This window comes from Streptomyces sp. CBMA156 (assembly GCF_014596515.1).
Classification (GTDB): Bacteria; Actinomycetota; Actinomycetes; order Streptomycetales; family Streptomycetaceae; genus Kitasatospora.
The window spans coordinates 1-21,652 of record NZ_MSJQ01000286.1; the positions used below are offsets into that span (position 1 = coordinate 1).

The 21,652-nt window shown below is 74.6% G+C and carries 22 protein-coding genes and 2 pseudogenes; 10 read left to right on the forward strand and 14 right to left on the reverse strand.

All coding sequences use genetic code 11. The features are described from left to right. A partial coding sequence (locus BU198_RS24495; protein ID WP_411293228.1) for a hypothetical protein occupies window positions 1-435 on the forward strand: 435 nt, incomplete at its 5' end. 30 nt (window positions 436-465) lie between these two features. Here the strand turns inward: BU198_RS24495 and BU198_RS24500 are convergent. From BU198_RS24500 to bla, 5 genes are all read right to left on the reverse strand, one after another. After that, a complete protein-coding gene (locus BU198_RS24500; RefSeq protein WP_188299022.1) occupies window positions 466-996 on the reverse strand; it encodes a hypothetical protein in 531 nt (176 codons plus the stop codon). Window positions 997-1,090: 94 nt separating this feature from the next. Next, window positions 1,091-1,867: a polysaccharide deacetylase family protein gene (locus BU198_RS24505; protein WP_188299023.1), complete on the reverse strand. Its 777-nt coding sequence runs from the start codon at window positions 1,865-1,867 to the stop codon at window positions 1,091-1,093. A 73-nt stretch (window positions 1,868-1,940) separates the two neighbouring features. Further along, complete coding sequence (locus BU198_RS24510; protein ID WP_188299024.1) at window positions 1,941-2,756, reverse strand: SDR family NAD(P)-dependent oxidoreductase; 816 nt, start codon at window positions 2,754-2,756, stop codon at window positions 1,941-1,943. 78 nt (window positions 2,757-2,834) lie between these two features. Next, entirely contained in the window at window positions 2,835-3,722 is an 888-nt protein-coding gene (locus BU198_RS24515) for a hypothetical protein (protein ID WP_188299025.1), read from the reverse strand. Window positions 3,723-3,881: 159 nt separating this feature from the next. Further along, a complete protein-coding gene (gene bla, locus BU198_RS24520; RefSeq protein WP_188299026.1) occupies window positions 3,882-4,847 on the reverse strand; it encodes a class A beta-lactamase in 966 nt (321 codons plus the stop codon). A 421-nt stretch (window positions 4,848-5,268) separates the two neighbouring features. Here bla and BU198_RS24525 point away from each other — a divergent pair, with 421 nt between their 5' ends. Then, window positions 5,269-5,919, forward strand: coding sequence for a sigma-70 family RNA polymerase sigma factor (locus tag BU198_RS24525; protein WP_188299027.1), 651 nt, complete (start codon window positions 5,269-5,271; stop codon window positions 5,917-5,919). Between the two features lie 287 nt (window positions 5,920-6,206). Here BU198_RS24525 and BU198_RS24530 read toward each other — a convergent pair whose 3' ends face one another. The 5 genes from BU198_RS24530 to BU198_RS24550 all read right to left on the reverse strand — a co-directional run bounded on the left by BU198_RS24530 (window position 6,207) and on the right by BU198_RS24550 (window position 10,906). Beyond that, on the reverse strand, window positions 6,207-7,961 hold the full coding sequence (locus tag BU198_RS24530; protein ID WP_188299028.1) for a condensation domain-containing protein: 1,755 nt from the start codon (window positions 7,959-7,961) through the stop codon (window positions 6,207-6,209). 113 nt (window positions 7,962-8,074) lie between these two features. Then, a complete protein-coding gene (locus BU198_RS24535; RefSeq protein ID WP_188299029.1) occupies window positions 8,075-8,752 on the reverse strand; it encodes a 4'-phosphopantetheinyl transferase family protein in 678 nt (225 codons plus the stop codon). After that, on the reverse strand, window positions 8,749-9,552 hold the full coding sequence (locus BU198_RS24540) for a hypothetical protein (protein WP_188299030.1): 804 nt from the start codon (window positions 9,550-9,552) through the stop codon (window positions 8,749-8,751). The genes BU198_RS24535 and BU198_RS24540 overlap by 4 nt, the downstream gene beginning before the upstream one ends. A 4-nt stretch (window positions 9,553-9,556) precedes the next feature. Further along, on the reverse strand, window positions 9,557-9,847 hold the full coding sequence (locus BU198_RS24545; RefSeq protein ID WP_188299031.1) for a phosphopantetheine-binding protein: 291 nt from the start codon (window positions 9,845-9,847) through the stop codon (window positions 9,557-9,559). A gap of 126 nt (window positions 9,848-9,973) precedes the next feature. Then, on the reverse strand, window positions 9,974-10,906 hold the full coding sequence (locus tag BU198_RS24550) for a 3-oxoacyl-[acyl-carrier-protein] synthase III C-terminal domain-containing protein (RefSeq protein WP_188299032.1): 933 nt from the start codon (window positions 10,904-10,906) through the stop codon (window positions 9,974-9,976). A 142-nt stretch (window positions 10,907-11,048) separates the two neighbouring features. On the opposite strand from BU198_RS24550, the gene BU198_RS24555 reads away from it, so the two are divergent. The 4 genes from BU198_RS24555 (at window position 11,049) to BU198_RS24570 (ending at window position 14,500) form a co-directional block, all read left to right on the forward strand. Next, window positions 11,049-11,378, forward strand: a complete 330-nt coding sequence (locus tag BU198_RS24555; RefSeq protein WP_188299033.1) for a hypothetical protein — start codon at window positions 11,049-11,051, stop codon at window positions 11,376-11,378. Then, window positions 11,375-12,565 carry a glycosyltransferase gene (locus BU198_RS24560; protein WP_188299034.1) on the forward strand — a complete coding sequence of 397 codons (1,191 nt, stop codon included), beginning with the start codon at window positions 11,375-11,377 and terminating at the stop codon, window positions 12,563-12,565. The genes BU198_RS24555 and BU198_RS24560 overlap by 4 nt, the downstream gene beginning before the upstream one ends. A 149-nt stretch (window positions 12,566-12,714) precedes the next feature. After that, window positions 12,715-13,689, forward strand: coding sequence for an ATP-binding cassette domain-containing protein (locus BU198_RS24565; protein WP_188299035.1), 975 nt, complete (start codon window positions 12,715-12,717; stop codon window positions 13,687-13,689). 46 nt (window positions 13,690-13,735) lie between these two features. Next, complete coding sequence (locus BU198_RS24570) at window positions 13,736-14,500, forward strand: ABC transporter permease (RefSeq protein WP_188299036.1); 765 nt, start codon at window positions 13,736-13,738, stop codon at window positions 14,498-14,500. Window positions 14,501-14,566: 66 nt separating this feature from the next. Here BU198_RS24570 and BU198_RS24575 read toward each other — a convergent pair. From BU198_RS24575 to BU198_RS24590, 4 genes and pseudogenes are all read right to left on the reverse strand, one after another. After that, window positions 14,567-15,661, reverse strand: a pseudogene (locus tag BU198_RS24575) (PLP-dependent aminotransferase family protein); the annotation flags it as partial. Window positions 15,662-15,849: 188 nt separating this feature from the next. After that, window positions 15,850-16,785, reverse strand: a complete 936-nt coding sequence (locus tag BU198_RS24580; RefSeq protein ID WP_188299037.1) for an alpha/beta hydrolase — start codon at window positions 16,783-16,785, stop codon at window positions 15,850-15,852. Between the two features lie 32 nt (window positions 16,786-16,817). Continuing rightward, entirely contained in the window at window positions 16,818-17,594 is a 777-nt protein-coding gene (locus BU198_RS24585; protein WP_188299038.1) for a class I SAM-dependent methyltransferase, read from the reverse strand. Window positions 17,595-17,720: 126 nt separating this feature from the next. Then, on the reverse strand, window positions 17,721-18,821 hold the full coding sequence (locus BU198_RS24590) for an alpha-hydroxy acid oxidase (RefSeq protein WP_188299039.1): 1,101 nt from the start codon (window positions 18,819-18,821) through the stop codon (window positions 17,721-17,723). 175 nt (window positions 18,822-18,996) lie between these two features. On the opposite strand from BU198_RS24590, the gene BU198_RS24595 reads away from it, so the two are divergent. From BU198_RS24595 to BU198_RS24610, 4 genes and pseudogenes are all read left to right on the forward strand, one after another. Beyond that, window positions 18,997-20,430 carry a long-chain fatty acid--CoA ligase gene (locus tag BU198_RS24595; protein ID WP_317620305.1) on the forward strand — a complete coding sequence of 478 codons (1,434 nt, stop codon included), beginning with the start codon at window positions 18,997-18,999 and terminating at the stop codon, window positions 20,428-20,430. A 99-nt stretch (window positions 20,431-20,529) separates the two neighbouring features. Continuing rightward, window positions 20,530-20,805: a phosphopantetheine-binding protein gene (locus BU198_RS24600; RefSeq protein WP_188299040.1), complete on the forward strand. Its 276-nt coding sequence runs from the start codon at window positions 20,530-20,532 to the stop codon at window positions 20,803-20,805. Further along, window positions 20,802-21,068 (forward strand): acyl carrier protein, encoded by a 267-nt coding sequence (locus BU198_RS24605; RefSeq protein WP_317620306.1) that lies wholly within the window; start codon window positions 20,802-20,804, stop codon window positions 21,066-21,068. The genes BU198_RS24600 and BU198_RS24605 overlap by 4 nt, the downstream gene beginning before the upstream one ends. Then, window positions 21,065-21,652 (forward strand): annotated as a pseudogene (locus BU198_RS24610) (beta-ketoacyl-[acyl-carrier-protein] synthase family protein); the annotation flags it as partial. The gene BU198_RS24605 and the pseudogene BU198_RS24610, both read left to right, overlap by 4 nt.

The window sequence follows — 21,652 nt, forward strand, 5'->3', positions numbered from 1 at the left end:
ACCGCCGCCTCACTGGCCGCCGCCGGGCCGTACGTGCTCGCGGTGGCCGGGCGCAACCGGGAACTGGAGTGCCGGCTGCGGGCCGCCGCGCGCCGGGAGCCCCGGCTGCACCCCTACGGGTACACCGACCGCGTCCCCGCGCTGATGGCCGCCGCCGACCTGGTCGTCACCAGCTCGGGCGACACCTGCAGCGAGGCCCGCGCGCTGGGGCGGCGGCTGCTGCTCCTCGACGTGGTGCAGGGGCACGGACGCGACAACCTCCAGCACGAGCTGGAACTCGGCCACGCCGACGTCGCCACCGCCCGCCCGGCCGAGGTGGTCCGCAACGCCCTGGCCGCGCTCGGCCGCCCCGAGCCCGCGCCGTCCGTCGGCGCGACACCGGCGGCGTGGCAGGCGGGGTTCGGGGCGGCGCTGCGGCGGGTGGGGCTGGGGTAAGCCGCGGCAGGCGGGATGCTCCTATGGCTGTCAGTACAGGCCGTCGGTGCCCGAACAGGTGAGGGTGCCGGTCACCGTGCCGGTGTCGCCGAGTTCCTCGGTGACGGGCATCGCGGTGAGCGTCGCGCCGTGGGCGGTGCGGCTCGCCTGCCCGCCGATCGGGACGCTGCCCTTCCAGAGCACCGGACGGAAGCCCTTGAGGGTCAGCAGCAACCGGGCCTCGCCGTCCTTGAGGACGAGTTCGGCGAGTGCGTCGTTCAGGCTCCTCGGGGTCGCGGTGAGGCTCAGGGCGCCGGTCGGTGTGGCCTCGCCGACGCAGGCGACCGAGGCGAAGCGGTAGCTGCCGCCGTTGGCCGCGTCGAGGGTCAGGCCGCTGCCGGCGGGCGTCCCTGACCCCGGGTCGGGGGTGCCGGAGGACGGCGTGACGGACGGAGCGGGAGCGGTCGGGGCGGGAGCGGTCGGTGACGCGGCCGAGGCCGAGGGCGGGCCGGACGAGACGACCGGCCCGGGCGACGAGCCGGAGCCTCCGCAGCCGGCCACCAGGAGGGCGGCTGCGCCCAATGCGGCGAAGGACCAAAGTCGGTGCGCTGAACGGACGTTGACGTTCACGGGAGCCCCCTGCTCGTTCGGCGTGGTGATCCTGACGACGCGTCGGTCAGGCCGGACGGTTCCGCCCGGCGGGCGGGGGCACCCCGTGGTCGCGGAGGGGGCCGAGGGTGAGCCGGTGGGTGCGGCAGTGGGCGGCGATCAGCGGGAGGGCGGCGAGGGTGGCGCGCCAGGAGTCGGGGGCGGAGGTGCAGTCGGAGTCGTGCAGCAGGAGGGTGGCGCCGCCGGTGAGGCCGGGGCGGGCGGTCGCGTAGACGGACTCGCCGGTGGCCTCCGCCGTCCAGTCCCGCCCCCAGGCGGTCCACAGCACGCTGCGCAGTCCGAGCCGGCGGGCGGCCAGAGCGGGACCGGCGGTCAGGACGCCGTACGGCGGGCGGTACCAGAGCGGGCGGGCACCGCAGAGGTCGGTCACGGCCTCGTCGGCGCGGCGCAGTTCGCGCAGGTCACGGGCGGGGGCCGGGTACCACTGCTGCCGGTGGTGCCAGCCGTGGACGGCCACCTCGTGGCCGCGCAGCACCAGCTCGCGGCCGAGCGCGGGGGCGCGTTCCAGCATCGCGCCGAGCAGGAAGAAGGTGGCGCGGACACCGAGTTCGTCCAGCGCGTCGAGGACGTACGGGGTGCTGCCCGGATCGGGGCCGTCGTCGAAGGTCAGGGCGATGTGGCCGGGCGCGGTGCCGTGGCCGGCGGTGCGCCGGGCCAGGGTGCGGCGCAGCGGCGGGAGCCGGACGGCGGCCGGGGCGAGGTGCAGGAACTCGACGCCGGCGGCGAGGGCGAGGGCCGTGGCGGCGGACTTCCCCGGGCGCCCGGCGCTCGTTCGGCACGTCATGGGGCACGTCCTCCGGCACTCACCCGGTACCCGCTCGGTACCCGCCCCGCGCTCACCCTGGGCCCGTCCGCGCCTATCCGAAGCGCGCGGCCATCCGGCGGAACACGCCAGGCGCCGCGCCGTGGACGCGGGCCGGGAAACCGAGCCACTGCGGGACGTACAGGCGGTCGCGCTCGGTGGTGATGGTCGCCACCACGGTCTCGGCGACCCGCTCCGCGGTGACCGGGCGGGGTCGCTCGCGCTGGTACGGCGTGCCGCGCCGGTCGAAGAACGGGGTGTCCACCGCCCCCGGGAGCACCAGGCGCACCCCCACCCCCGTACCGCGCAGCTCGTACCAGAGGCTCTCCGCGAACATCGTCAGCCCGCCCTTGGTGGCCGCGTAGCCGGACTCCTCGCGCACGCCGACCTGGCCGGCCATCGAGCCGAGCAGCACGATCCGGCCGTGGCGGCGCTCCAGCATGCCGGGCAGCAGCAGTCGGACCAGGCGCAGCGGGGCGGCGAGGTTGACCTCGATCATCCGGTCCAGGGTGTCCGAGGGCGTGCGGGCGTACGGGCCTCGCCAGCCGAGGCCGGCACTCGCGATCAGGGCGTCCACCCGGCCGGCCTCGGCCAGCGCGGCCTCGGCGAGGCGGGCCGCGCCGTCCGGCTTGCTCAGGTCCTCGGGCAGGGCGCGGCCTCCGGTGCGGTCGGCGAGTTCGTCGAGCCGGGCGCGGTCGGTGCCGGAGAGCAGGGTGTGCCAGCCCGCGCCGGCCAGGCGGACGGCGGTGGCGAGGCCGATCCCGGAGGAGGCGCCGGTGATCAGCGCGACGGGGCGGTCGGCCGGGTCCGCGGGGCTCGTCGAGTCCTGCGGGGCCGACCGCCGGGGTCGGGAGTGGGGCTCCTCCGCCATCGGGCACCTGCCGCTCTGTGACCGGGTCACCGTCCGTTTTGTCCGGCACGTCACCTTCGCATGACGCAGCCGTCCGGGCTACCGGGGCGGGACGGCCGGCTCCGCCTCCGCGTCCCGGTGCGGAGCGGACAGTTCGGCGGACGCGCCTTCGAGTTCGCCGAAGCGGGAGAGCACGAAGGTGCCGCCCACCGCCACCGCGAAGCCCGTCAGCGCGCACCACTCGAATCCGGGGCGCGCGGCGTCGCCGAGCGCCGTCACGCCGACGAGCGCCGGGCCGAAGGTCTCGGTCACCGTTCCGGCCGCGGTCGCCGCGGTGACCGTGCCGCGTTGCAGGGCCAGGGCGTAGGCCAGGTAGCCGCCGAGGCCGCCGAGGGCCAGCGCGTAGGCGGCGGGGTCGGTGAGCGCGGCGAGCGGGCCGGAGACGTCCAGGACCCGGACGGCCAGACTGGTCACGCCGAAGCCGATCCCGGCCAGCAGTCCCAGCCCGGCCGCGGCCACGTTGCCGCCCCGGCGCACCAGGACCAGGGTCGCGGCCAGCACCACGGCCGTGGTGGCGAGCAGCGCCCAGTGGAAGGCGGGCGCGGCGTGGTTGCGTCCCTCCTGGCCGGAGCCGAGTGCCAGCAGGGTCAGCCCGACGACCACGGCGAGGATGCCGGCGAGGTCGCCCCGGCGGAGCCGTGCGCCCAGCAGCCAGACGGCGGCCGCGGCGGTGACGGCCAGGCTGGCGTTGGTGACGGCCTGCGCGAGGAAGAGCGGGAGGGTGCGCAGGGCGACGATGCTCAGCACGAAGCCGAGGATGTCCAGCAGCGTGCCGAGGACGAACTGCCAGGACCGCACCAGCCCGGCCAGCAGCCCCACCCGCACCCGGTCGGCGCGCGGCACCGACCGTGCCCCGCGGGCCTGGAAGACGGACCCGAAGCCGAAGCACACGCAGGCGGCCAACGCGGTGGCGAGTCCCAGCAGCATGCCTCTCCCAGCCTCGCGGGGCAGCATCGATCCACCACCAGTCTGTGCCCGGTGGAGCGGGGACGCACGGGTGGAGGGGCCGGGACCGGGAGGGGCCCGGCGGCCCGCGGCAGGAGGGTGCGGGCCGCCGGCGCCGCGCCGGACGGCGGGAGCCGGACCCTAGCCGAGGGCACCCGCGAGCAGGGTGGCGGTCCTGGCGACCAGCGGTTCGTCCATCGGGGCCGCCTCGGCCGGCTGGGTGGTCAGGACGGCGAGCAGGACGGGGGCGCCGGACGGGGTCCAGGCGATGCCGACGTCGTTGGTGGTGCCGTAGCGCCCGGTGCCGGTCTTGTCCGCGAGGGCCCAGTCCGCCGGGAGGCCCGCGCGGAAGCGGTGGGTGCTGGTGGTGTTGCCCCGCAGCCAGCCGGTGAGCAGGTCCCGCTTGGCGGGCGGCAGGGCGCGGCCGAGGACGAGGCGGCCGTAGGTGCCGGCGATGGCCTGCGGGGTGGTGATGTCGGTGCGGCGGTCCGGCTCGGCGCTGTTGAGCTCGGGCTCCCAGCGGTCCAGACGGGTGACGCGGTCGCCGATCGACCGGGCGAAGCGGGTGACGGCGGTCGGCCCGCCGAGCTCGCGCAGCATCAGGTTGGCCGCGGTGTTGTCGCTGTGGTCGACGGCGGCGGCGCAGAGTTCGGCGACCGTCATGCCGTTCGCCAGGTTCTTCTCCTCGCTGGTGACCGACCCGCCGCCGGCCCGCACGATGTCCTCGGCGGTGTAGTGGATCCGTTTGGCGAGGAACTCCCCGTCGCGGTCGAGGTCCCGCAGGACGGCGGCGACCGCGACGGTCTTGAAGACCGAGCACATCGGGAAGAGCTCGTCCGCGCGGTACCGGACGGTCCGGCCGGTGGTCAGGTTGCGGGCGAAGACGCCGAGGCGGGCGGCGTGCTCCTGTTCGAGGGCGGCGAGGGCCGGATGGAGGCCGGTGCCGGCGGACGGACCGGCGGACGAGCCGGCGGCGGTCGCCGCGAGCGCCGGTCCGCCGGTCGCGGCGGTGACGGCGACGGCCGCGCCGAGCCCGAGGCCGAGGACGGCCCGACGGCTGTGACCGCCGCGACGGCTGGGGTGGGCTTCCGAGGGCTGCGGGTGCATGTTCCTCCTCCGATCGGTTGTCGCGGCGCGGGCCGCCTTCTCGATCAGCAGGACGCGCTTCGAGCGCCGATGGTTCGTCAGCGGCCGGAACCGTAGGCCTGGTTCACCCGGCAGCCGGTCCGTTCCGGCCGGACGGCCACCGCCGCGCACTCCCGAGGGGGCGAGCGCTCGACCGGCTCGCGCGCTCCGTGGCCGGCGGGGACGCAGTAGAGCAGGGCGTCCGGGAGAGCGCGACCGGGCGGGACCGGTCGCGTCCCGAACAGCTTCGGAGCATACCAATCAACCAGCGGCGCCCATGAGATGACCATCTGTATTCGGATTGCATCCTGGAGTGACAGGCCTGATGGAATGAGGATGGGCACCTACAGCCCGACCCTCGGGTGGCCCGGCGAGCAGCCCACGGCCACGGAAAGCAGGCCCGATGACGATCGACAGGGGTGCCCCGGCGCGCAGGTACCGGGGTGCCACGGCCGTGGCGCACGTCCGCGGGGCGGAGGCCGAGCCGGCCGCCGGTGCCGACCGCGATGCCCGGTCCGACCCCGGGCTCCGTCTGGGCATCGCCTATGACGCCTTCTGCGAGACGCATGAACCAGCCTGGCATGCCCTCGCGTTGACCCGGATAGGCAACCGGTCCGACGCGGCGCTGGTGGTCGGAGCGGTGAAGGCCGACCTGGCCCGCTGCTGGCCGCAGGTGTTGCAGTTCGAGGAACCGGCCGCGTACGCCTGGCGGTTGGCCAACGGGCACATCGCGGACTGGGTGGCCGCCGACGACTCGGTGGAGGTGGAGGCGGTCACCTTCGCGGCGGTGATCGGCGCCTTCAAGCAGGTCGCGAAGGGGCTGCTGCACAGCGAGGCGGACGAGGTGCGGCTGTACGCGGCGATCCTCGAACTGCCGGACCGGCAGCGGGACGTGGTGATCCTCCGCTACCTGCTCGGCCTGCACGTCAAGGTGATCGCAGCCTACCTGGGAGGGCCGGTGGCCACGGTGCACTCCAACCTCCGGCACGCCAGGGAGCGGCTGGCGCGCCGGCTCGGCGTGGGCGAACTCCCGGACAGCGGAGGCGAACTGTGACGGCGCTACCGGAGGAGCGGATCGCCACCGCGCCCGCCCGGCTGCCGTCGGAGCACGAGCAGGCGCCTCCTTCGAACTCGGCCTGACAGTGGCCCTGGTGGCGGCCCTGGCGCCGGTGCTCCGGACGCCGTGCGCGGACTCGACCTGCCGGTGGAAGCCCGCCGGATCGCACCGGAGCGGGCCGAGTGTCCGGCGCGCCGCCGTGCACCACCGGCACGGAGGGGTCCGCTGGACGACCACGGCGACCCGTTGGGGTGAGTGGCACCCGGACTGCCGTGGTCATTCCTTCAGGTGAGCGCGGACAGCCGGTCGACGACGTCCTGGGCGCGCCCGCTTCCGGCCTCGGTCCGTTCCCCTTCCGGCGCCGCGTGCCGGACGACGTAGTGGTGCGGCGCCATCGCGGTGTCACGGCCGGGCAGGGCCGCGATCACGGCACGGTGGGCGTCGGCGGGGCCGAACCCGGGGGAGGTCGCCGTCACCTCGGCCACCAGCTTCCCTTCCACCAGCGACAGCCGGTGGTCGCCGAGGGCGGTGTCCAGGAGGTCGTGGACGGCCGCGAGATCGATCCAGGAACCGTCGATCAGCCGCCACTCGCCCGCCCGGTCGCCTCCCGGCGGGCCGAGCACGGCGGTCAGGCCGGCGAGCAGCACCGGCCCTTCGGCGGCGGCCTCGAGCACCGACCGCAGCGCGCGGGCGAAGCTCTCGGTCTCCTCGGCGTCGAACACCTGGGGGCAGGCGACCAGGACGAAGTCCAGGCTGCCGGTGATCCGCAGGATCGTGAACATCAGCCGCACCGGCAGCGGCGGGGCGGGCAGCACGGTGAGTTCGGGGTCGGCGGCCGGGGGCGGCTGGGCGTCGGCGACGGCGGCCGGGATGGTGAGGCTCAGGTCGTTGACGACCACCTGGCGGCCGAACCGGGCTCCACGCAGATGGGCCGCGTCTTCCACCAGCTGCCAGACCTGTTCGGCGTCCAGGGTGCTGTGCCAGTAGGCGCTCAGCGAGGCGGACTTGGCCCGGCCGATCAGCTGGTCGAGGTCGGCGGCCTCGGTGTCGAGCAGGATCAGCGCGTCCTGCGCGAGAGTCCCGACGTGGTCGATCAGGGCGGCGCGCTGGCGGTTGGCGGACAGCGCCGACAACACCAGCTCGCGCCGCCCGGAGCGGTGGGCGACCAGCGCGGCGAACACGGCGAGCAGAACGACGGACGGACTCGCGGCGGTGCGCCGGCAGACGGCGGCGAGGTGGTCGGCGGCGGTGCGCGAGCGGACCAGCAGGGCGCCGTGGTCCCGGGGCGGGCCGACGATCCGGGTGTCCGCGAAGACGGTCTGCGGCCCCGTGGTCAGGACCCGGGCCCAGTGCCGCAGTGCGGCGGCGGACTTGCGACGGCCCTGCGGGCTCTGCTCCGCGACGGCGATCTGCAGCGGGGTCGCCGCGGTGACCGGCGGCAGTTCCTTCCCGGCGGCGAGGGCGTGCCAGTCCTGGATCAGCACAGCGGTGGCGGCGCCGTCGGCACCCGCGTGGCAGACCACGGCGATCAGCCGCAGCAGCCGCTCGCCGGCGGCGACCAGGGTGAACCGGACCCGCGGCGGCGCGTCGAGATCCACCGGGACGGCCACGTCCTTGGCGCCCAACTCACTTGCCAGTGCGTTCAGTTCGGCTTCGGACCGGCTTCCCGCCTCGACCACGGCGACGGCGAACCGGCCGGCCGGGTGCACCACCTGCCGGTCCGGGAAGCCGTCCGGCCCCGGGCCCGCGGGGAAGGAGGTTCGCAGCGACTCGTGCCGCTCGACCAGCAGGCGCAGGGCGACCAGCCCGGAGGGGACCGAGGTGCCGTCGGGCACCGGCCAGACGGACTCCTTGTTGATCTGCTCGGGGGCGCTCGACCGGATGCAGCGGATCATGTTGTCCTGGCCGCGGGTGAGCGGGCCCGAGCCGCCGCCCTCGGTGGCGTACCGGACCGTGATCCGCCGAGCGGTCGGTGGCGCGCCGCCCGGCGTCGCGCTGGGCGACGCCGGCTCGTTCGGTGTGGCGTCCTGCGGTATCACGTCGCACGCGCCTTTCGGCTTGCCCGGGAGGGCTCGGCAGGGGGTGTGACCAGGACGCTACCAGCGCCCTCGCGGGCTGGTCCAGACCAAACCTGCACAGGCCGACTACGTCATCAATTCAGCTTCCACACACGGGAGTTGACATGAACTTCCGATTCTCCGAGGACCGCGACGGCAGCCCGGAACGGCCTCGGCGCCGGCACGTCGCAGATCCGCGACGGGCCGGCGCCGAGGCGGCCGGGATCGGTGACCGACACCGGCGAGGGGCCGGCCATGGTCACGCCGAAGGACTGGGTCAGCCGGCCTCCGTAGGCCTTGACGCAGGCCTCCCGGCGGCACCACAGCATGGTGAACCGCGCCGCCCGCTCGGCCGGTTCGACGGGCTCGGCGACGAACCGCGCCTCCTCCGCGGGGAACCAGCGGGCGGCCATCCGCTCGGCCGTCCGGGGCTCGTGGAGCCGCTCGACGTCGACACCGACCTCCCTCCCCTCGGCGAGGGCCAGCACCGCGAGCGTGGACGAGGCCGACCAGTTGACCCGCAGCGCGCCCGCCTCCACCGGCTCGGGTTTGCCGTACCGCCCGTACCGCCAGACCAGTTCGGCCGGGCCCGCACCGACCCTGGCGGCGACCAGCTGTCGGACGGCACCGCGCACCACGGTGAAGCGCTCACCCGGCCCGGACTCCATCCGCGCCGCCCTGGCGCGCTCGTCCGGGTCGAGCAGCGGCCACAACTCGGCGGCCGCGACGGCCGGCTGACGCGTGTCGATCAGCCAGAGGTCGACCGTCGTCACGGCAGGGCCAGCGTGCTGAGCACGCCGAGCCGCCGGTCGTACCCGGCCAGCATCACGGGCCGCCCGTCCGCCCGCCACTGCGGCAGGTGTTCGGCCAGCTCGGCCCAGAGGCCGGTGAACGGCTGGGCCGCCGGGGACTCCTCCGCGCCGGCCGGACCGGACGCGCCGAAGCCGGGGCCGAGCAGCAGCATCGCCTCGGGCCCGAGCTCCTTCGCCTCGGCCCGGACCGCCTCCTCCGGGGACGTCACGCCCCGGGACTGCCGTACGGTCAGGCCGGCACCCGGAGCCGCCTCGCAGACCAGCACCACCACCGCGTGCCGCTCGGGCAGCGCCACCGGCTCGGCCGGCTCGTAGTGCAGCGCGGTCTGCTCGGCGAGCACCACCACGGCCCGCCGGCAGGTGCCGGTGCGATGATGGTCGGCGGCCAGCCGCAGCGCGGTGAAGGCCACCGCGCTGCCCTGGTCGCAGACCGCGAAGGCGAGCGGGCTTCCCGGGACGGAGCGGCTGAGCGCCAGCGAGGACGGAGCGCCGGGCCTGACGTCCGGGGTGTCGAAGGCGAGGATCAGCAGGTCGGCCGGCTCGTCCTCGGCCAGCGCCTCGCGCAGCAGTCCGGCGGCCAGCTCCTCGTAGGAGTGACCGACGCCCTCGCCCAGCAGGTCTTCCCGCAGCGGCAGCCCGTAGGGGCGGACGAGGTCGGAGACGAACACCCGCAGGTCCGGGTCGAGCGAGGTCTCCGAGCGGCCGTCGAAGCGGCGGGCCAGCGCCCGGGTGATCCGCAGACCGGTGGGGGCGGGGGCCACCCGGTCAGTCCTCGGGGATGACGTGCCCGGCGACGTAGTCGGCCAGCCTGACGACCGACCGCAGGTCGTCCTCGGTGATCTGCTCGACGTCCACCTGGATGTCGAGCGACTCCTCCAGCTCCAGGATCAGCTCGATGGTGCCGGCCGAGGTGAGGCCGAGGTCGTCGAAGAGGCAGGCGTCCTGGGGGATCTCGGGCATCTCGCGCTTGAGGACGCGCGGCAGGAGATCGCCGATGCCGTGCAGGATGCGCTCGCGCAGTTCGGGGTCAGTGGTCTGGACCACGGCTTCTGACATGGGTGTCCCGTCCCGTCGTACGTGGGATGTGTGCTCCGGGGCTTGCAGGTACCCCGGGGCTCTGGGGTGGTCTGGGGTTCTGGCGGCGGCGTGCGGACGGCGGCTTCCGGTGGAACCGGCGGCCCGTCAGTACCGCATCGCCATCGCGGAGAAGGTGGCTCCGACACCTGCGGCGGCGATCAGGTAGTGGTCGCCGCGGCGGATCAGCCCGCGTGTGGTGGCGGTGTGGAGATTGATGAGGCTGTCCGAGGCGAAACTGTGCCCGACCGACCGCACGTTGTCCAGCACGACTTTCTCGACCGGATAGCCGATGCGGCGCGCGATCATCCGCCAGGACGCCTGGTTGACGTTGTGCGGCAGGATCGCGGAGAGGTCGGAGAGGTCCAGACCGGCCTGGTCCAGGGCGGCCTCGATCGCCTCCACCATCACGTTCGGGTACTCGCGCTGGTAGCGGGCCAGCAGGTCCTGGTCCTCGGCCAGCCGGCCGTCGAACTCCGGGCGCTGGCGCACCACGAAGGAGAGCACCCGGTGGCGTTCGCCACCGGCGCTGACCAGGCAGGCGGCCGCGCCCTCGGCGAAGATGCCGGTCTCGGGCACGATCTGGGCGTCCCTGGTGAAGGTCTTCTCACCGGTCAGCACCAGGGCGAGCGCCGCCGGATCGGGGTCGGACGCGAGCAGCCGGCCGGCCAGGTCGATGGCCAGCAGGCCCACCGCGCAGGCGTGGTGGGTCACCGTGAAGGCGTTGGCATGCGCCAGTCCACGGGCGTCGAGCAGGTCGTGCAGCGGGTTGAGTGGGTGGGGCACCGCCACCGGCATGCTGCGGGCGTGGATCACGAAGCGGATGTCGCGTTCGCGTCCGCGCAGCTCCGGCAGGTCGTCCAGGGCGGCTTCGAGCAGGTCGGGCAGTTTCCCGGTCGGGTCCAGACGCAGCTGGTCCAGGCCGTGGAAACGGCGGAATAGACGGAGTTGACGTGGGGTCAGGCCGATCCGCTCGCCCACCGCCTCGATGGGCACGGCGTGTGGGGGGAGGTGAACGGCCACTGCCTCCAGTGCGGTCACCCGGGCTAGTATTCCGACGCCCGCCTGGTCGCACAAGTGATCTCGGGCCCTCCGCCGTCGCCGCCACTCTCCGGAAGTCGCCAACTGCGCTCCGCTGCGGCCGCGTTCCCCTTCGTACCGTCGAGCAGGTGGGACATCTCTCATGCCGAATCCTGAACCCCCCTCCCCCGCGTCCGCGTTGAACCAGGAGCTGGTGGCCCTGCTGGTCGAGGTGGCCGGTGCGCCGCCCGGCTGGGCGCGCCACGTCACCCCGGACGCCCGGCTGGACGCCGACCTGCTGCTGGACGAGGCCGAACTCGCCGAGCTGGCCCGCCGGCTGCCCGGACGCTTCGGCCCGGCGGCCGACCTGGCCGCGCTGCGCGCCGGGCTGGACCTGGCCGCCCTGGAGGCCCTGACCGTCGCCGACGTCCAGCGGCTGATCCCCGGCGTCGCCGACGCCCCGCGACCGATCCCCGAGGAGGACGCCCGATGACCAGGTTCCTGCTGGTGATGCCGCCGTTGACCGGCCACGTCAATCCGGCCGCGGGCATCGCCGCCGAACTGACCGCGCGCGGCCACCAGGTCGCCTGGACCGGCACCGAGTCGGTGCTGCGCCCGCTGCTCGGCCCGCGGGCCGAGGTGCTCGGCACCGGCACCCGGGCGTTCCGGGCCCAGGGTGGGCACGGCCTGGCCGCGCTGCGCTCGCTCTGGGAGGGCTTCATCGTCCCGTACGCGCGGTTCACCACGAAGCCGCTGGACGCGATCGTGCGGGACTACCGCCCGGACGTGCTGCTGGTCGACCAGCACACCCCGGCGGGCGCCCTGGTCGCGCACCGGCACGGCCTGCCGTGGGCGAGCTTCGCCCCGGGGGCGATGGAACTGGGGCGCCCCTACCGGGCATTGCCGCAGGTCGAGGCGTGGATGACCGGGCTGCTGCGCGGCCTGTGGGAGCGCGCCAAGCTGCCCGAGCGGGAGTACCTGGACCCGCGCTTCTCCCCCGCCCTGGTGCTGGCGACCACCGGCCCCGCGCTGACCGGCCGCGCCGCGCCGCCGGAGCACGCGCTGGTCGGGCCGGTGCTCGCGGCACGGCCGCACGACGAGACCTTCCCGTGGGAGCGGCTGCGGCCGGGCCGGCGGCGGGTGCTGGTCACCATGGGCACGCTGGCCGGCGAGCTGGGCGCGGACTTCCTGGCCAGGACCGTCCGGGCGCTGGAGCTGTGCGGCGAGGACGTGCAGCCGGTGTTCGCCGCGCCGCGCGAGCTGCTGCCCGAACTCCCCGCCTCTGCGGTGGCCGTGGACCGGGCGCCGGTGCTGGAGCTGATGGCGCGCGGCGAACTGGACGCGGTGCTCTGCCACGGCGGCATGAACACCGTGGGCGAGGCGCTGGCGCACGGCCTCCCGCTGGTCACCGCGCCGATCCGGCACGACCAGCCGTTCGTCGCCGCCCAGCTGACGGCGGCGGGCGCGGGCCTGCGGGTCCCGTTCGCGCGCGTCACGCCGGAGCGGCTGGCGGACGCGCTGCGCTCCGTGCTCGACTCGACGGACCACCGGGAGCGCGCGGTTCAGGTCGGGAGGGAACTGCTGGCCGGGGGCGGTGCGCGGGCCGCGGCGGACCGTCTGGAGGCGCTCGGCCGAGCCGGCCTGACGGCGGCGGCCGGCTCCGTGCCGACGCCCCCTTAGCAGACCGGGAGAGCGCACGTCCATTGGTCTAGGCCATTGTTTCCTGGGCGGGGTTCGCCCTAGGGTGTCGCAGCGGCACTGCCCTTCGCAGGTGCCGGGCCCCGCCTTCCCAGGTGCCGTGGCAGCCCATCCCCGCACGGGAGTTCCGGTTGATCGAGACCGCGGGACTGTGTAAGTCCTACCGCAAGAAGACCTCCCGCCGCAGCGGCGAGAACCCCACCGTCGACGCCGTCCGCGGCATCGACCTGTCGGTCGCCGCCGGCGAGATCTACGGCTTCCTGGGCCCCAACGGCGCCGGGAAGACCACCACCCTGCGCATGCTGGCCACCCTGATCCGCCCGGACGGCGGACAGGCCACCATCGCCGGGGCCGACCTGTTCACCGACCCGGCCGGAGTCCGCCGCCGGATCGGCTACGTCGCCCAGGGCGGCGGCACCACCGACAACGTCAGCGGCCGCGAGGAGCTGGTGCTCCAGGCCCGGATGTACGGCACCCCCAAGGCGCAGGCCGTCCAGGCCGCCGAGGACGCGCTCAAGGCCTTCGACATGGGCGAGTTCGGCGACCGCCCGTGCGCCACCTACTCCGGCGGCCAGCGCCGCCGGGTGGACATCGCGCTCGGGGTGATCCACCAGCCCCGGGTGCTGTTCCTGGACGAGCCCACCGTCGGGCTGGACCCGGCCAGCCGGGCGCACGTCTGGGAGGAGATCCGCCGGCTGCGCACCGAGGGCATGACGGTGGTCGTCACCACCCACTACCTGGACGAGGCCGACGCGCTCTGCGACCGGGTCGCCATCGTCGACCACGGCCAGGTGGTGGCCGAGGGCACCCCCGAGGCGCTCAAGCGCGAGATCTCCGGCGACGTGGTGCTGGTCGGCCTGGACGGCGGGGAGACGGTCGCCGAACGGGCCGCGGAGGTGCTGCGCCCGCAGCCGTACCTGCACCGGCTGGAGCCCAACGGCGACGAGGGGCTGCGGCTGTACCTGGAGGACGGCGCCGCCGCCATCCCGCTGCTGCTGCGCGCCCTGGACGCGGCGGGCGTCACGCCCGGCACCGTGCAGCTCCAACGGCCCAGCCTGGACGACGTGTTCCTGGCCCGCACCGGCCGCTCGCTGCAGCAGTCCTGACCCCCGACCCGAAGCACCCGGACCCGCACAACTCCCTGGGGAGACCGTGAAGCTCGCCCGCGACACCTGGCTGGTCTTCCAGCGCCAGCTGCTGCTCATGATCCGCACCCCGGTCTGGATCGCCGTCGGCATCATCCAGCCGCTGTTCTACCTCCTGCTGTTCGCGCCGCTGCTGAAGAAGGTGCTCGTCCCGGAGGGCACCGGCAGCTACGCCGACGCCTACCAGATCTACGTGCCTGGCCTGTTGGCGGTGCTGTGCATCTTCGGCGGGCTGTTCACCGGCTTCAGTCTGCTCGGCGAGCTCAAGGCCGGCATCATCGAACGCTCCCGGGTGACCCCGGTGAGCCGGCTGGCGCTGCTGCTCGGACGGGCGCTGCGCGAGATGGTCGCGCTGCTGGTGCAGGCCGTCCTGATCACCCTGATCGCGCTGCCGTTCGGGCTGCGGGTGAGCCCGCTGAACCTGCTGCTCGCGTACCTCCTGCTCGGGATGCTGGCGCTGATGACCTCGGCGATCTCCTTCGGCATCGCGCTGATGGTGCCGACGGACGCGGCGATGGCGCCGGTGGTCAACACCCTCGCGCAGCCGATCGCGCTGCTGTCGGGGGTGCTGCTGCCGCTCACCCTGGCGCCGGGGTGGCTCCAGCAGACGGCCAAGTGGAACCCCTTCTACTGGGCCGTGGAGGGCATGCGCGCGCTGTTCTCCGGGCACGCCGGGGACAGCGTGGTCTGGCAGGGGCTGCTGATCGTCGTGGTGATGACCGTCCTGGCGGTGTACTGGTCGGCCCGGCTGTTCTCCACCCGGGTGCGCTGACCGACGACGCGGGAGGGGCCCGGCTCGTTTCCACGAGCCGGGCCCCTCCGTCGTTCCCGGACGGTCTCAGACCGCCATGAAGGCCGCCAGCCTGGCCACCCCGTCGATGATCTGCGCCTGCGTCAGCGAGCTGACCGACAGCCGCAGCCGGTGCTCGCCGCCGCCCGCCGGGTAGAACGGCGCCATCGGCGTCCAGAGCACCCCGTGCTCGCGGGCGCAGCGCTCCATGGCCGCCTCGTCGGCGACGAACGGCACCGTCAGCACGGCGAAGAAGCCGCCGTCGGGCCGGTTCCAGGAGAGGCCCAGCCGGCGCCGCACGGAGGCGGGGAAGTGCCGGTCCAGCTCCCGCAGCAGGGTGTCCATGCCGGCCGCGTAGTGGGCCGTGGCACGGGCGTTGGCGGCCCGCAGGCGGCAGTCGTGGGTCAGCAGCATGCCGCCGATGACGGCCTGGCTGAGCGCGGGCGTGTTGACCGTCGTCATGCTCTTCAGCTTGGCCAGCTCGTCCGCGAGCAGGCTGTGCCGCCCGTCGGGGCCCGCCACCTCCTGGTCGGCGACCACGTAGCCGAGGCGCGCCCCGGGGAAGCAGGTCTTGGCGAAGGAGCCCAGGTAGACGACCTGGCGGCCGCGGTCCATCGCCTTCAGGGTGGGCCGCACTCCCGGGGTGCGGGAGAAGAAGCCGTACGGATTGTCCTCGATGACGAGCACGCCCTCCTCGGCCGCGGCCTCCAGCAGCCCGGTGCGGCTCGCCACCGGCATGCTGGTCCCCGAGGGGTTGGCGAAGTCCGGGACGACGTAGAGGGCACGCGGGCGGCGGCCCTCGGCGCGCACGGCCCTGGCCGCGGCCCGGACCGCCTCCGGGTCGGGGCCGCCGTCCGGGCCCTCGGGGACCGGACGGACGGTCAGGTCGAGCAGCCGGGCCGCGCCGGTGACGCCGACGTAGCAGGGCGAGCTGACCAGCAGCACGTCGTCGGGGCCGGCGCACAGCGCGCGCAGCGTCAGCAGCATGCCCTCCTGGGCACCGACGGTGAGCACCACGGCGGCGGGGTCGACGGTCAGGCCCTCGTCGTTGGCCAGCGAGCGGGCGACCAGCTCGTTGATGACGCCCTTGGTCGGGCCGTACTGGAACAGCGCGGTGCGCACCGCGTCCCGGCCCAGGCCCCGGTCGGCCAGGTGGTCGAGGTAGGTCTCCAGGTAGGCGGGGACGTCCTCGGGTTCGAAGAAGCCCTCGTAGGGGCGGCCGGGGGCGAAGGAGACCGCGTCCGGGTAGCGGGTGGTGACCTCGTTGAGGAAGGTCATCGCGTCCAGCAGTGGGTCGGACAGGGAGGCGTGCAGCTCGTCCAGGCGGAGGTTCACCGCAGGGCCTCCCGGAGGCAGTCGGCCGCGTACGCCTGGGCCTCGGCGGCGGCGTCCAGGGTGCCGGTCATGGCGAAGAAGCCGTGCGGCATGCCCTCGTAGCGGCGCAGCGTCACCGGCACCCCGGCGGCGCGCAGCGCCTCGGCGTACTGCTCGCCCTCGTCCCGCAGCGGGTCGTACTCGGCGGTCAGGACGGTCGCGGGCGGCAGGCCGGCCAGGCTCGCGGCGCGCAGCGGGGAGGCGTACGGGCTGGCGCCGTCGCCCCGGTCGGCCAGGTAGTGGTCCCAGTACCAGGCGACCGAGCGGCGGTTGAACAGCGCCGGGTCGTCGTTCTCGCGCAGCGACGGGGTGTCGGCGGCGTGGTTGGTGCAGGGGTAGACCATCAGCTGGTGGCGCACGGCCGGGCCGCCCTCGGCGCGCAACAGCAGGGTGAGCGCGGCGGTGAGGTTGCCGCCGGCGCTGTCGCCGCCGAGCGCGACCCGGTCCGGGTCGATTCCGAACTCCTCGGCACGTTCGACGAGTTGGACCAGCGCGGCACGGCAGTCGTGCAGCGCCGCGGGAAAGGGGTGTTCGGGGGCGAGCCGGTAGCCGACGGACGCGGTGACGCAGCCGACGGCGTTGGTGAGCCGGCGGCAGATGGCGTCGCTGGTGTCGGGCGAGCCGAGCGTCCAGCCGCCGCCGAACAGGTAGAGCAGGGCGGGCAGTCGGCGGCCGGGCGCCTCGGGGCGGTAGAGCCGCAGGGCGAGTTCGCCGCCGGGGCCCGGGATGCGGTGCTCCTCGACGGCGGCGACCGGCTCGGGCGTTCCGGCGGTCGCGAGGATGTCCGCGAGGTCGGCGGCGCGGGCGTCGTCGACGGTGAGGGTGTAGAGCTGCGGGGTACCGCTGCTCGCGCGCCGGGCGCGCAGGGCCTCGGCCTGGGGGTGCAGGGGCATGGGGCGGGTCCGTTCGGTGCGGTGGGCCGGGCTCAGCGGTCTGCCTCGACGTAGATCGTCTCATCGGTGCGGAAGGCCGTGTCGAGGTCGGCGACGTCGGACCGGACGCCCTGCCGGTAGGCGCACTTGCGGATCCGGTCGGGGTCGAAGCCGGCCCGGGTGAGGACGTGCCGCAGCTCGTCCAGGTCGTAGATCCACTGGTGACCGAAGTGCCGGAAGATCTGGTTGACCAGGAAGGCGGGACGCGCGGGCATCGGGGGGCCGAAGCCGAGGGTGGTCAGCCGGCGCCGGTGCTTGGCGAGGAAGCCGTCGTCGGTGGCGTAGCCGACCAGGTAGCGGGCGAGGTCGGGGGTGGTCACGCGCAGCACGCCGCCGGGGCGCAGCACCCGGCGGACCTCGCGCAGCCAGCCGACGGCGACGGGCATGGTGACGTGCTCGATCAGGTGCTCGGCGTACACCCAGTCGACGCTGGCGTCGGCGAAGGGCAGCGCCTCGGAGATGTCGAGACGGGTGAACCAGCGGTCGCCGTCGACCCGGTAGAGGGTGCCGGGCTCGGCGGTGGCGCCGGGGCTGCGCAGGGTGGCGAGGTCGCTGCCGAGCCCTTCCGGGTGGGCGGTCCTGAACGCGGCGAACTCGATGCCGGTGAGCCCGAGTTCGCGGAAGCCCGCGTGGTCGCGCGGCAGCCCGCCGGGATGTGCTTCGAGCGTCTCGCAGGTGGCGACCTGCTCGCTGAAGGTGTCCAGGCGGGCAGCCAGACCGTCCGGGTCGTCCCAGTCCCAGCCCGGGAATCGCTCGTTCTGCTCATTCATGTGTCGGGCCTCCTGGTGGGATAACGCGGTTCGGGTGCCGCGCGGTTCAACTCGGGTGCCGCGCGGTTCAACCGTCACGCGCGGCGTTCGGTGAGGTGGTGGGTGCGGACCGGCCCTCGCCGGGGCTCAGCGGACCGGGCAGGGCCAGGGCGCGAGGACGGTGCGGTCCAGGTCGGCGAGGGTGGGGCGGCCCAACAGGGCCATGGTGTGCTCCAGTTCCTCGCCCAGCAGGTCGAGCACCCGGCGCACGCCGGCCTCGCCGTCGGTGGCCAGGCCCCAGAAGGCCGGGCGGCCGACCAGCACGGCGCGGGCGCCGAGGGCCAGGGCCGTCACGATGTCGGTGCCGCTGCGCACGCCGCCGTCGAACAGCACCGGCAGTCCGGCGGGAACGGCGTCGACCACCTCGGGGAGGGCGGCCAGGGCCGGGATCGCGCCGTCGAGTTGGCGTCCGCCGTGGTTGGAGACCAGGACGGCGTCGACGCCGTGCTCGACGGCCAGCCGGGCGTCCTCGGCGGTGAGGATGCCCTTGAGGACCAGGGGAAGCCGGGTGCGTTCGCGCAGCCAGACCAGGTCGGCCCAGCTCAGGGTGGGGTCGAACTGCTCGCGGGCGTGTTCGGCGATGCCCGAACTGCCTCCGGCGGCGCGGTGGCTCGCGGACATCAGGGCCGGGTCCAGGTTGACCGCACGGACGGCGGGCGGGATGGCGAAGCCGTTGCGCAGGTCGCGCAGCCGGCGGCCGATCCTCGGGGCGTCCACGGTCAGCACCAGCGCGCCGTAGCCGGCCGCTTCGGCGCGTTCCACCAGGGCGGCGAGGGCGGCGCGTTCGCGCAGCCAGTACAGCTGGAGCCAGAGCGGGCCGGTGGCGGCCTCGGCGATCTCCTCCAGGGTCCGGCTGGCGAACATCCCGGCGACCAGCAGGGCGCCGGCCCGGCCGGCGGCGCGCGCGGTGGCGGTCTCGCCCTCCGGGTCGATCAGCCGGTGGTAGGCCATCGGGGCGATCCCGAGCGGGAGCCGCAGCGGTGCGCCGAACAGGGTCAGCGCCGGGTCGCAGGCGGAGACGTCGACCAGGGTCCGCGGGCGCAGTGCATGGCGTCCGAACATCTCCCGGTTGGCCGTCAGGGTGCGTTCCGCGCCGCTGCCGCCTTCAATGAAATCCCATATTTCCGGTGGGAGTTGCGCACGTGCCGCGCGCTCGATCCCGGCCAGCGTGAGAGCTCCCACGGGCATTCCTCGTTCCAGGACGGCCACGCGCGGACCAGTCCCGATGGGGCAGCGTAGGAGCAACTTCCGCATTGGTATAGACCTTGATTTGACCATTCGTCTGTGCCATGGTCTGGCCACGGAATTGGCCGTTTGGTTTGTTTAACGGCGTCCATGTCAATCCCCTTACTTGTGTGGAGCCGTGTTGACCGGCTTTTCCCCCTCCGTACTTCCGCCTGCCTTCCAGCCGCACTCCGACGCCCCGGACTCCTGGGTCGACCGGCTGCTGCTGGCCGGCCCCGGCGGCGACGAATGCCTGCGCCTCGGCGCGCCGTTCGACCGGGACGCCCTGCGCGCCCTGGTCGAGGAGCAGTCCGGCCGGCTCGCCGCCGCCGGGCTCGGCCCCGGCGGGACGGCGGCCCTGCGGCTGCCGCCCTCCGTGGCGTTCGTCGCGGTGCTGCTGGCCTGCTGGCGGCTCGGCGCCCAAGTCGCACTCCTCGACCACCGGTTGACCGACCATGAGATCGACGCGGCGGTTGCGCGGCTGGCCCCTCAGGTGCTGGTAGGCTCCGCCCATCGGTCCGCGGCGGCCCTGCGCGGCTTCTCCGAAGTCGAGCCGGTGGCCGTTCCGCTGGCGGACGGGCGCCCGGCCCGCACCGGACACGCGTTGATCCAGCTGAGTTCCGGATCCACCGGTCCGGCCAAGGTCATCGCTCGCACCGCGGCCGACCTGCTGCGCGAACTGGACTGCTACCGGAGGCTGGTGGAGTTCCCCGGCGAGGGCGAGCGGGTCATCCTGCTCTCCTCGGTGGTGCACGTGCTCGGCCTGGTCGGCGGGCTGCTCAACAGCCTGCACGCCCGGGTCGCGCTCACCGTGCCGGAGCGGATGACGGCGGCGGGCATCCTCGCCGAGGTCGCCGGGAGCGACCGGCCGACCACCGTGATCGGGGTGCCGTTCCACGCCGAACTGCTGGCGGGAGCGGTCGCTCCCCCGCCGCTGCCCTGGCTGCGGCGGATGATCGTGGCGGGCGAACTCGTCCGGCCCGGCCTGCCCGCGCTGTTCACCGAACGCTACGGCGTGCCGCTCGGCACCATGTACGGGATGACCGAGACCGGGGTGATCGCCACCGACCTCTCCGGCACGCTCCACCCCGCCAAGCAGCCCGTGCACGGCATGCGGATGCGCCTGGTGAAGGGCGAGTTGCAGCTCGGCTCGGCCTCCTCCCCGTACCCCGGGCTGGACGATCCGACCCGCTGGTCGGACGGCTGGCTGCACACCAGGGACGCCGCCGGGCTGGCCCCCGACGGCCTGGTCACCGTGCTCGGCCGGCTGGACTCCCAGGTCTCGATCGGCGGGCTGAAGGTCGACCTCACCGAGGTCGAGCAGACGCTCACCGCGCTGCCCGGGGTCCGCGAGGCCGTGGTGGTCTTCGACGGCGGCGCGATCGAGGCCTACCTGACCACCGAACCGGCCGCCGACCTCACATCCGTCCAGGACGGGCTGGCCCGCCGGCTCGCCGCCTACAAGCGGCCGCGCCGGCTCGCCCTGCTCCCCGTACTCCCCCGCACCGCCACCGGAAAGCTGCTGCGCGACCCGGCCGCCCTGCACGCGAGCGCCGCGGCCGCCGTCGGCTGACCGCAGCCCCGCCGCACCGGCCGTACCCCGGTCGCGGCCCCGATCCGTCCGCACCACCACCCCGACGATCCGCACCACCCCGACAAGGAGCACACCACCATGCAGGACCGCATCCGCGTCTTCGTCCTGGCGGCACTCGCCGAGATGCAGTACGACGTCTCCGAGGTCACCGGGGACACCGACCTCGGCCCGGCCGGGCTGGACCTCGAATCCCTCGCGCTGGCCGACCTGTCCGTGCAGGTCGAGGACGAGTTCGGGATCAAGTTCGACCTGGACGAGATGGAGACCACCGCGCTGATGACGCTGGACGAGTTCACCGCCGACGTCACCCGCCGGGTCGAAGCCCTGGCCGCCACCTCCGGCAGCGCCGCGTGACCGGCACTCCGCTCCGCGACGCCCTGCCGGACCGGGCCGAGGTCCTGATCATGCTGGCGGCGTTCGGGCAGCGCGCCGTCGACGCCGTGCCCGAGGACCTCGGATCGCTCGAACTCACATGGCTGATAGCCGAGTTCGAGCAACGATACGGGCTCCAGCTGGACCTGGACGACGACCGCTTCGGCGCGGTCAGGACCGTCGACGACGCCACCGAGCTGCTGCGCGAGGCCGTCCTCGCCGACCGCGCGGGCGCCCGGCCGTGAACCCCGCCAGCACGGGCTCGGGACCGCCGGGCCCGGCGGCCGGGCGGCCGGTGGTCACCGGCGTCGGCGTGCTCAGCGCCGTCGGGCGCGGCTTCGACGCGCTCACCGAGGCCGCCGCGTACGGCAAGACCGCGTTCGGCCCGGTCACCCGCTTCGACGTGAGCGCCCGCCGCACCACCAGCGCCGCACTGTTCCCCGACACCCTGCCGATGGCCCGCACCTTCCCGCTGGCCGGGGCCGTGCTCGACGCGATCGGCCAGGCCTGCCGACAGGCCGGGCTGACCGCCGCCGAGGGTGCCGGGCTGCCCGTGCTGCTCGCACTGCACAGCGACGAACGCACCCGTGCCACCGCCGACGCGGTGGCCGCGGGACTCCGCACCGACTGGGGCGCACCCGGTGTCACCCGGGTCTACACCGGCGCCTGCGTGGCCGCCGCGACCGCCGTCGCCGACGCCGGAGCCCTGGTGGCCGGCGGACGGCACGAGCGGGTCCTGGTCGCGGCCGGACACCTGGTCGAACCGGGCGTGTTCGCGGTCTTCGACGCCGGACGGGCGCTGGCCAGGGACGGCGAGGCACGCCCGTTC

Excerpts from the sequence above, each read along its gene's own strand:
- BU198_RS24505 (WP_188299023.1), bottom strand. The coding sequence starts at position 1,867 with ATGACGTGCCGAACGAGCGCCGGGCGCCCGGGGAAGTCCGCCGCCACG.
- BU198_RS24510 (WP_188299024.1), bottom strand. The coding sequence starts at position 2,756 with ATGGCGGAGGAGCCCCACTCCCGACCCCGGCGGTCGGCCCCGCAGGAC.
- BU198_RS24515 (WP_188299025.1), bottom strand. The coding sequence starts at position 3,722 with ATGCTGCTGGGACTCGCCACCGCGTTGGCCGCCTGCGTGTGCTTCGGC.
- bla (WP_188299026.1), bottom strand. The coding sequence starts at position 4,847 with ATGCACCCGCAGCCCTCGGAAGCCCACCCCAGCCGTCGCGGCGGTCAC.
- BU198_RS24525 (WP_188299027.1), top strand. The coding sequence starts at position 5,269 with ATGACGATCGACAGGGGTGCCCCGGCGCGCAGGTACCGGGGTGCCACG.
- BU198_RS24545 (WP_188299031.1), bottom strand. The coding sequence starts at position 9,847 with ATGTCAGAAGCCGTGGTCCAGACCACTGACCCCGAACTGCGCGAGCGC.
- BU198_RS24555 (WP_188299033.1), top strand. The coding sequence starts at position 11,049 with ATGCCGAATCCTGAACCCCCCTCCCCCGCGTCCGCGTTGAACCAGGAG.
- BU198_RS24560 (WP_188299034.1), top strand. The coding sequence starts at position 11,375 with ATGACCAGGTTCCTGCTGGTGATGCCGCCGTTGACCGGCCACGTCAAT.
- BU198_RS24580 (WP_188299037.1), bottom strand. The coding sequence starts at position 16,785 with ATGCCCCTGCACCCCCAGGCCGAGGCCCTGCGCGCCCGGCGCGCGAGC.
- BU198_RS24585 (WP_188299038.1), bottom strand. The coding sequence starts at position 17,594 with ATGAATGAGCAGAACGAGCGATTCCCGGGCTGGGACTGGGACGACCCG.
- BU198_RS24590 (WP_188299039.1), bottom strand. The coding sequence starts at position 18,821 with ATGCCCGTGGGAGCTCTCACGCTGGCCGGGATCGAGCGCGCGGCACGT.
- BU198_RS24600 (WP_188299040.1), top strand. The coding sequence starts at position 20,530 with ATGCAGGACCGCATCCGCGTCTTCGTCCTGGCGGCACTCGCCGAGATG.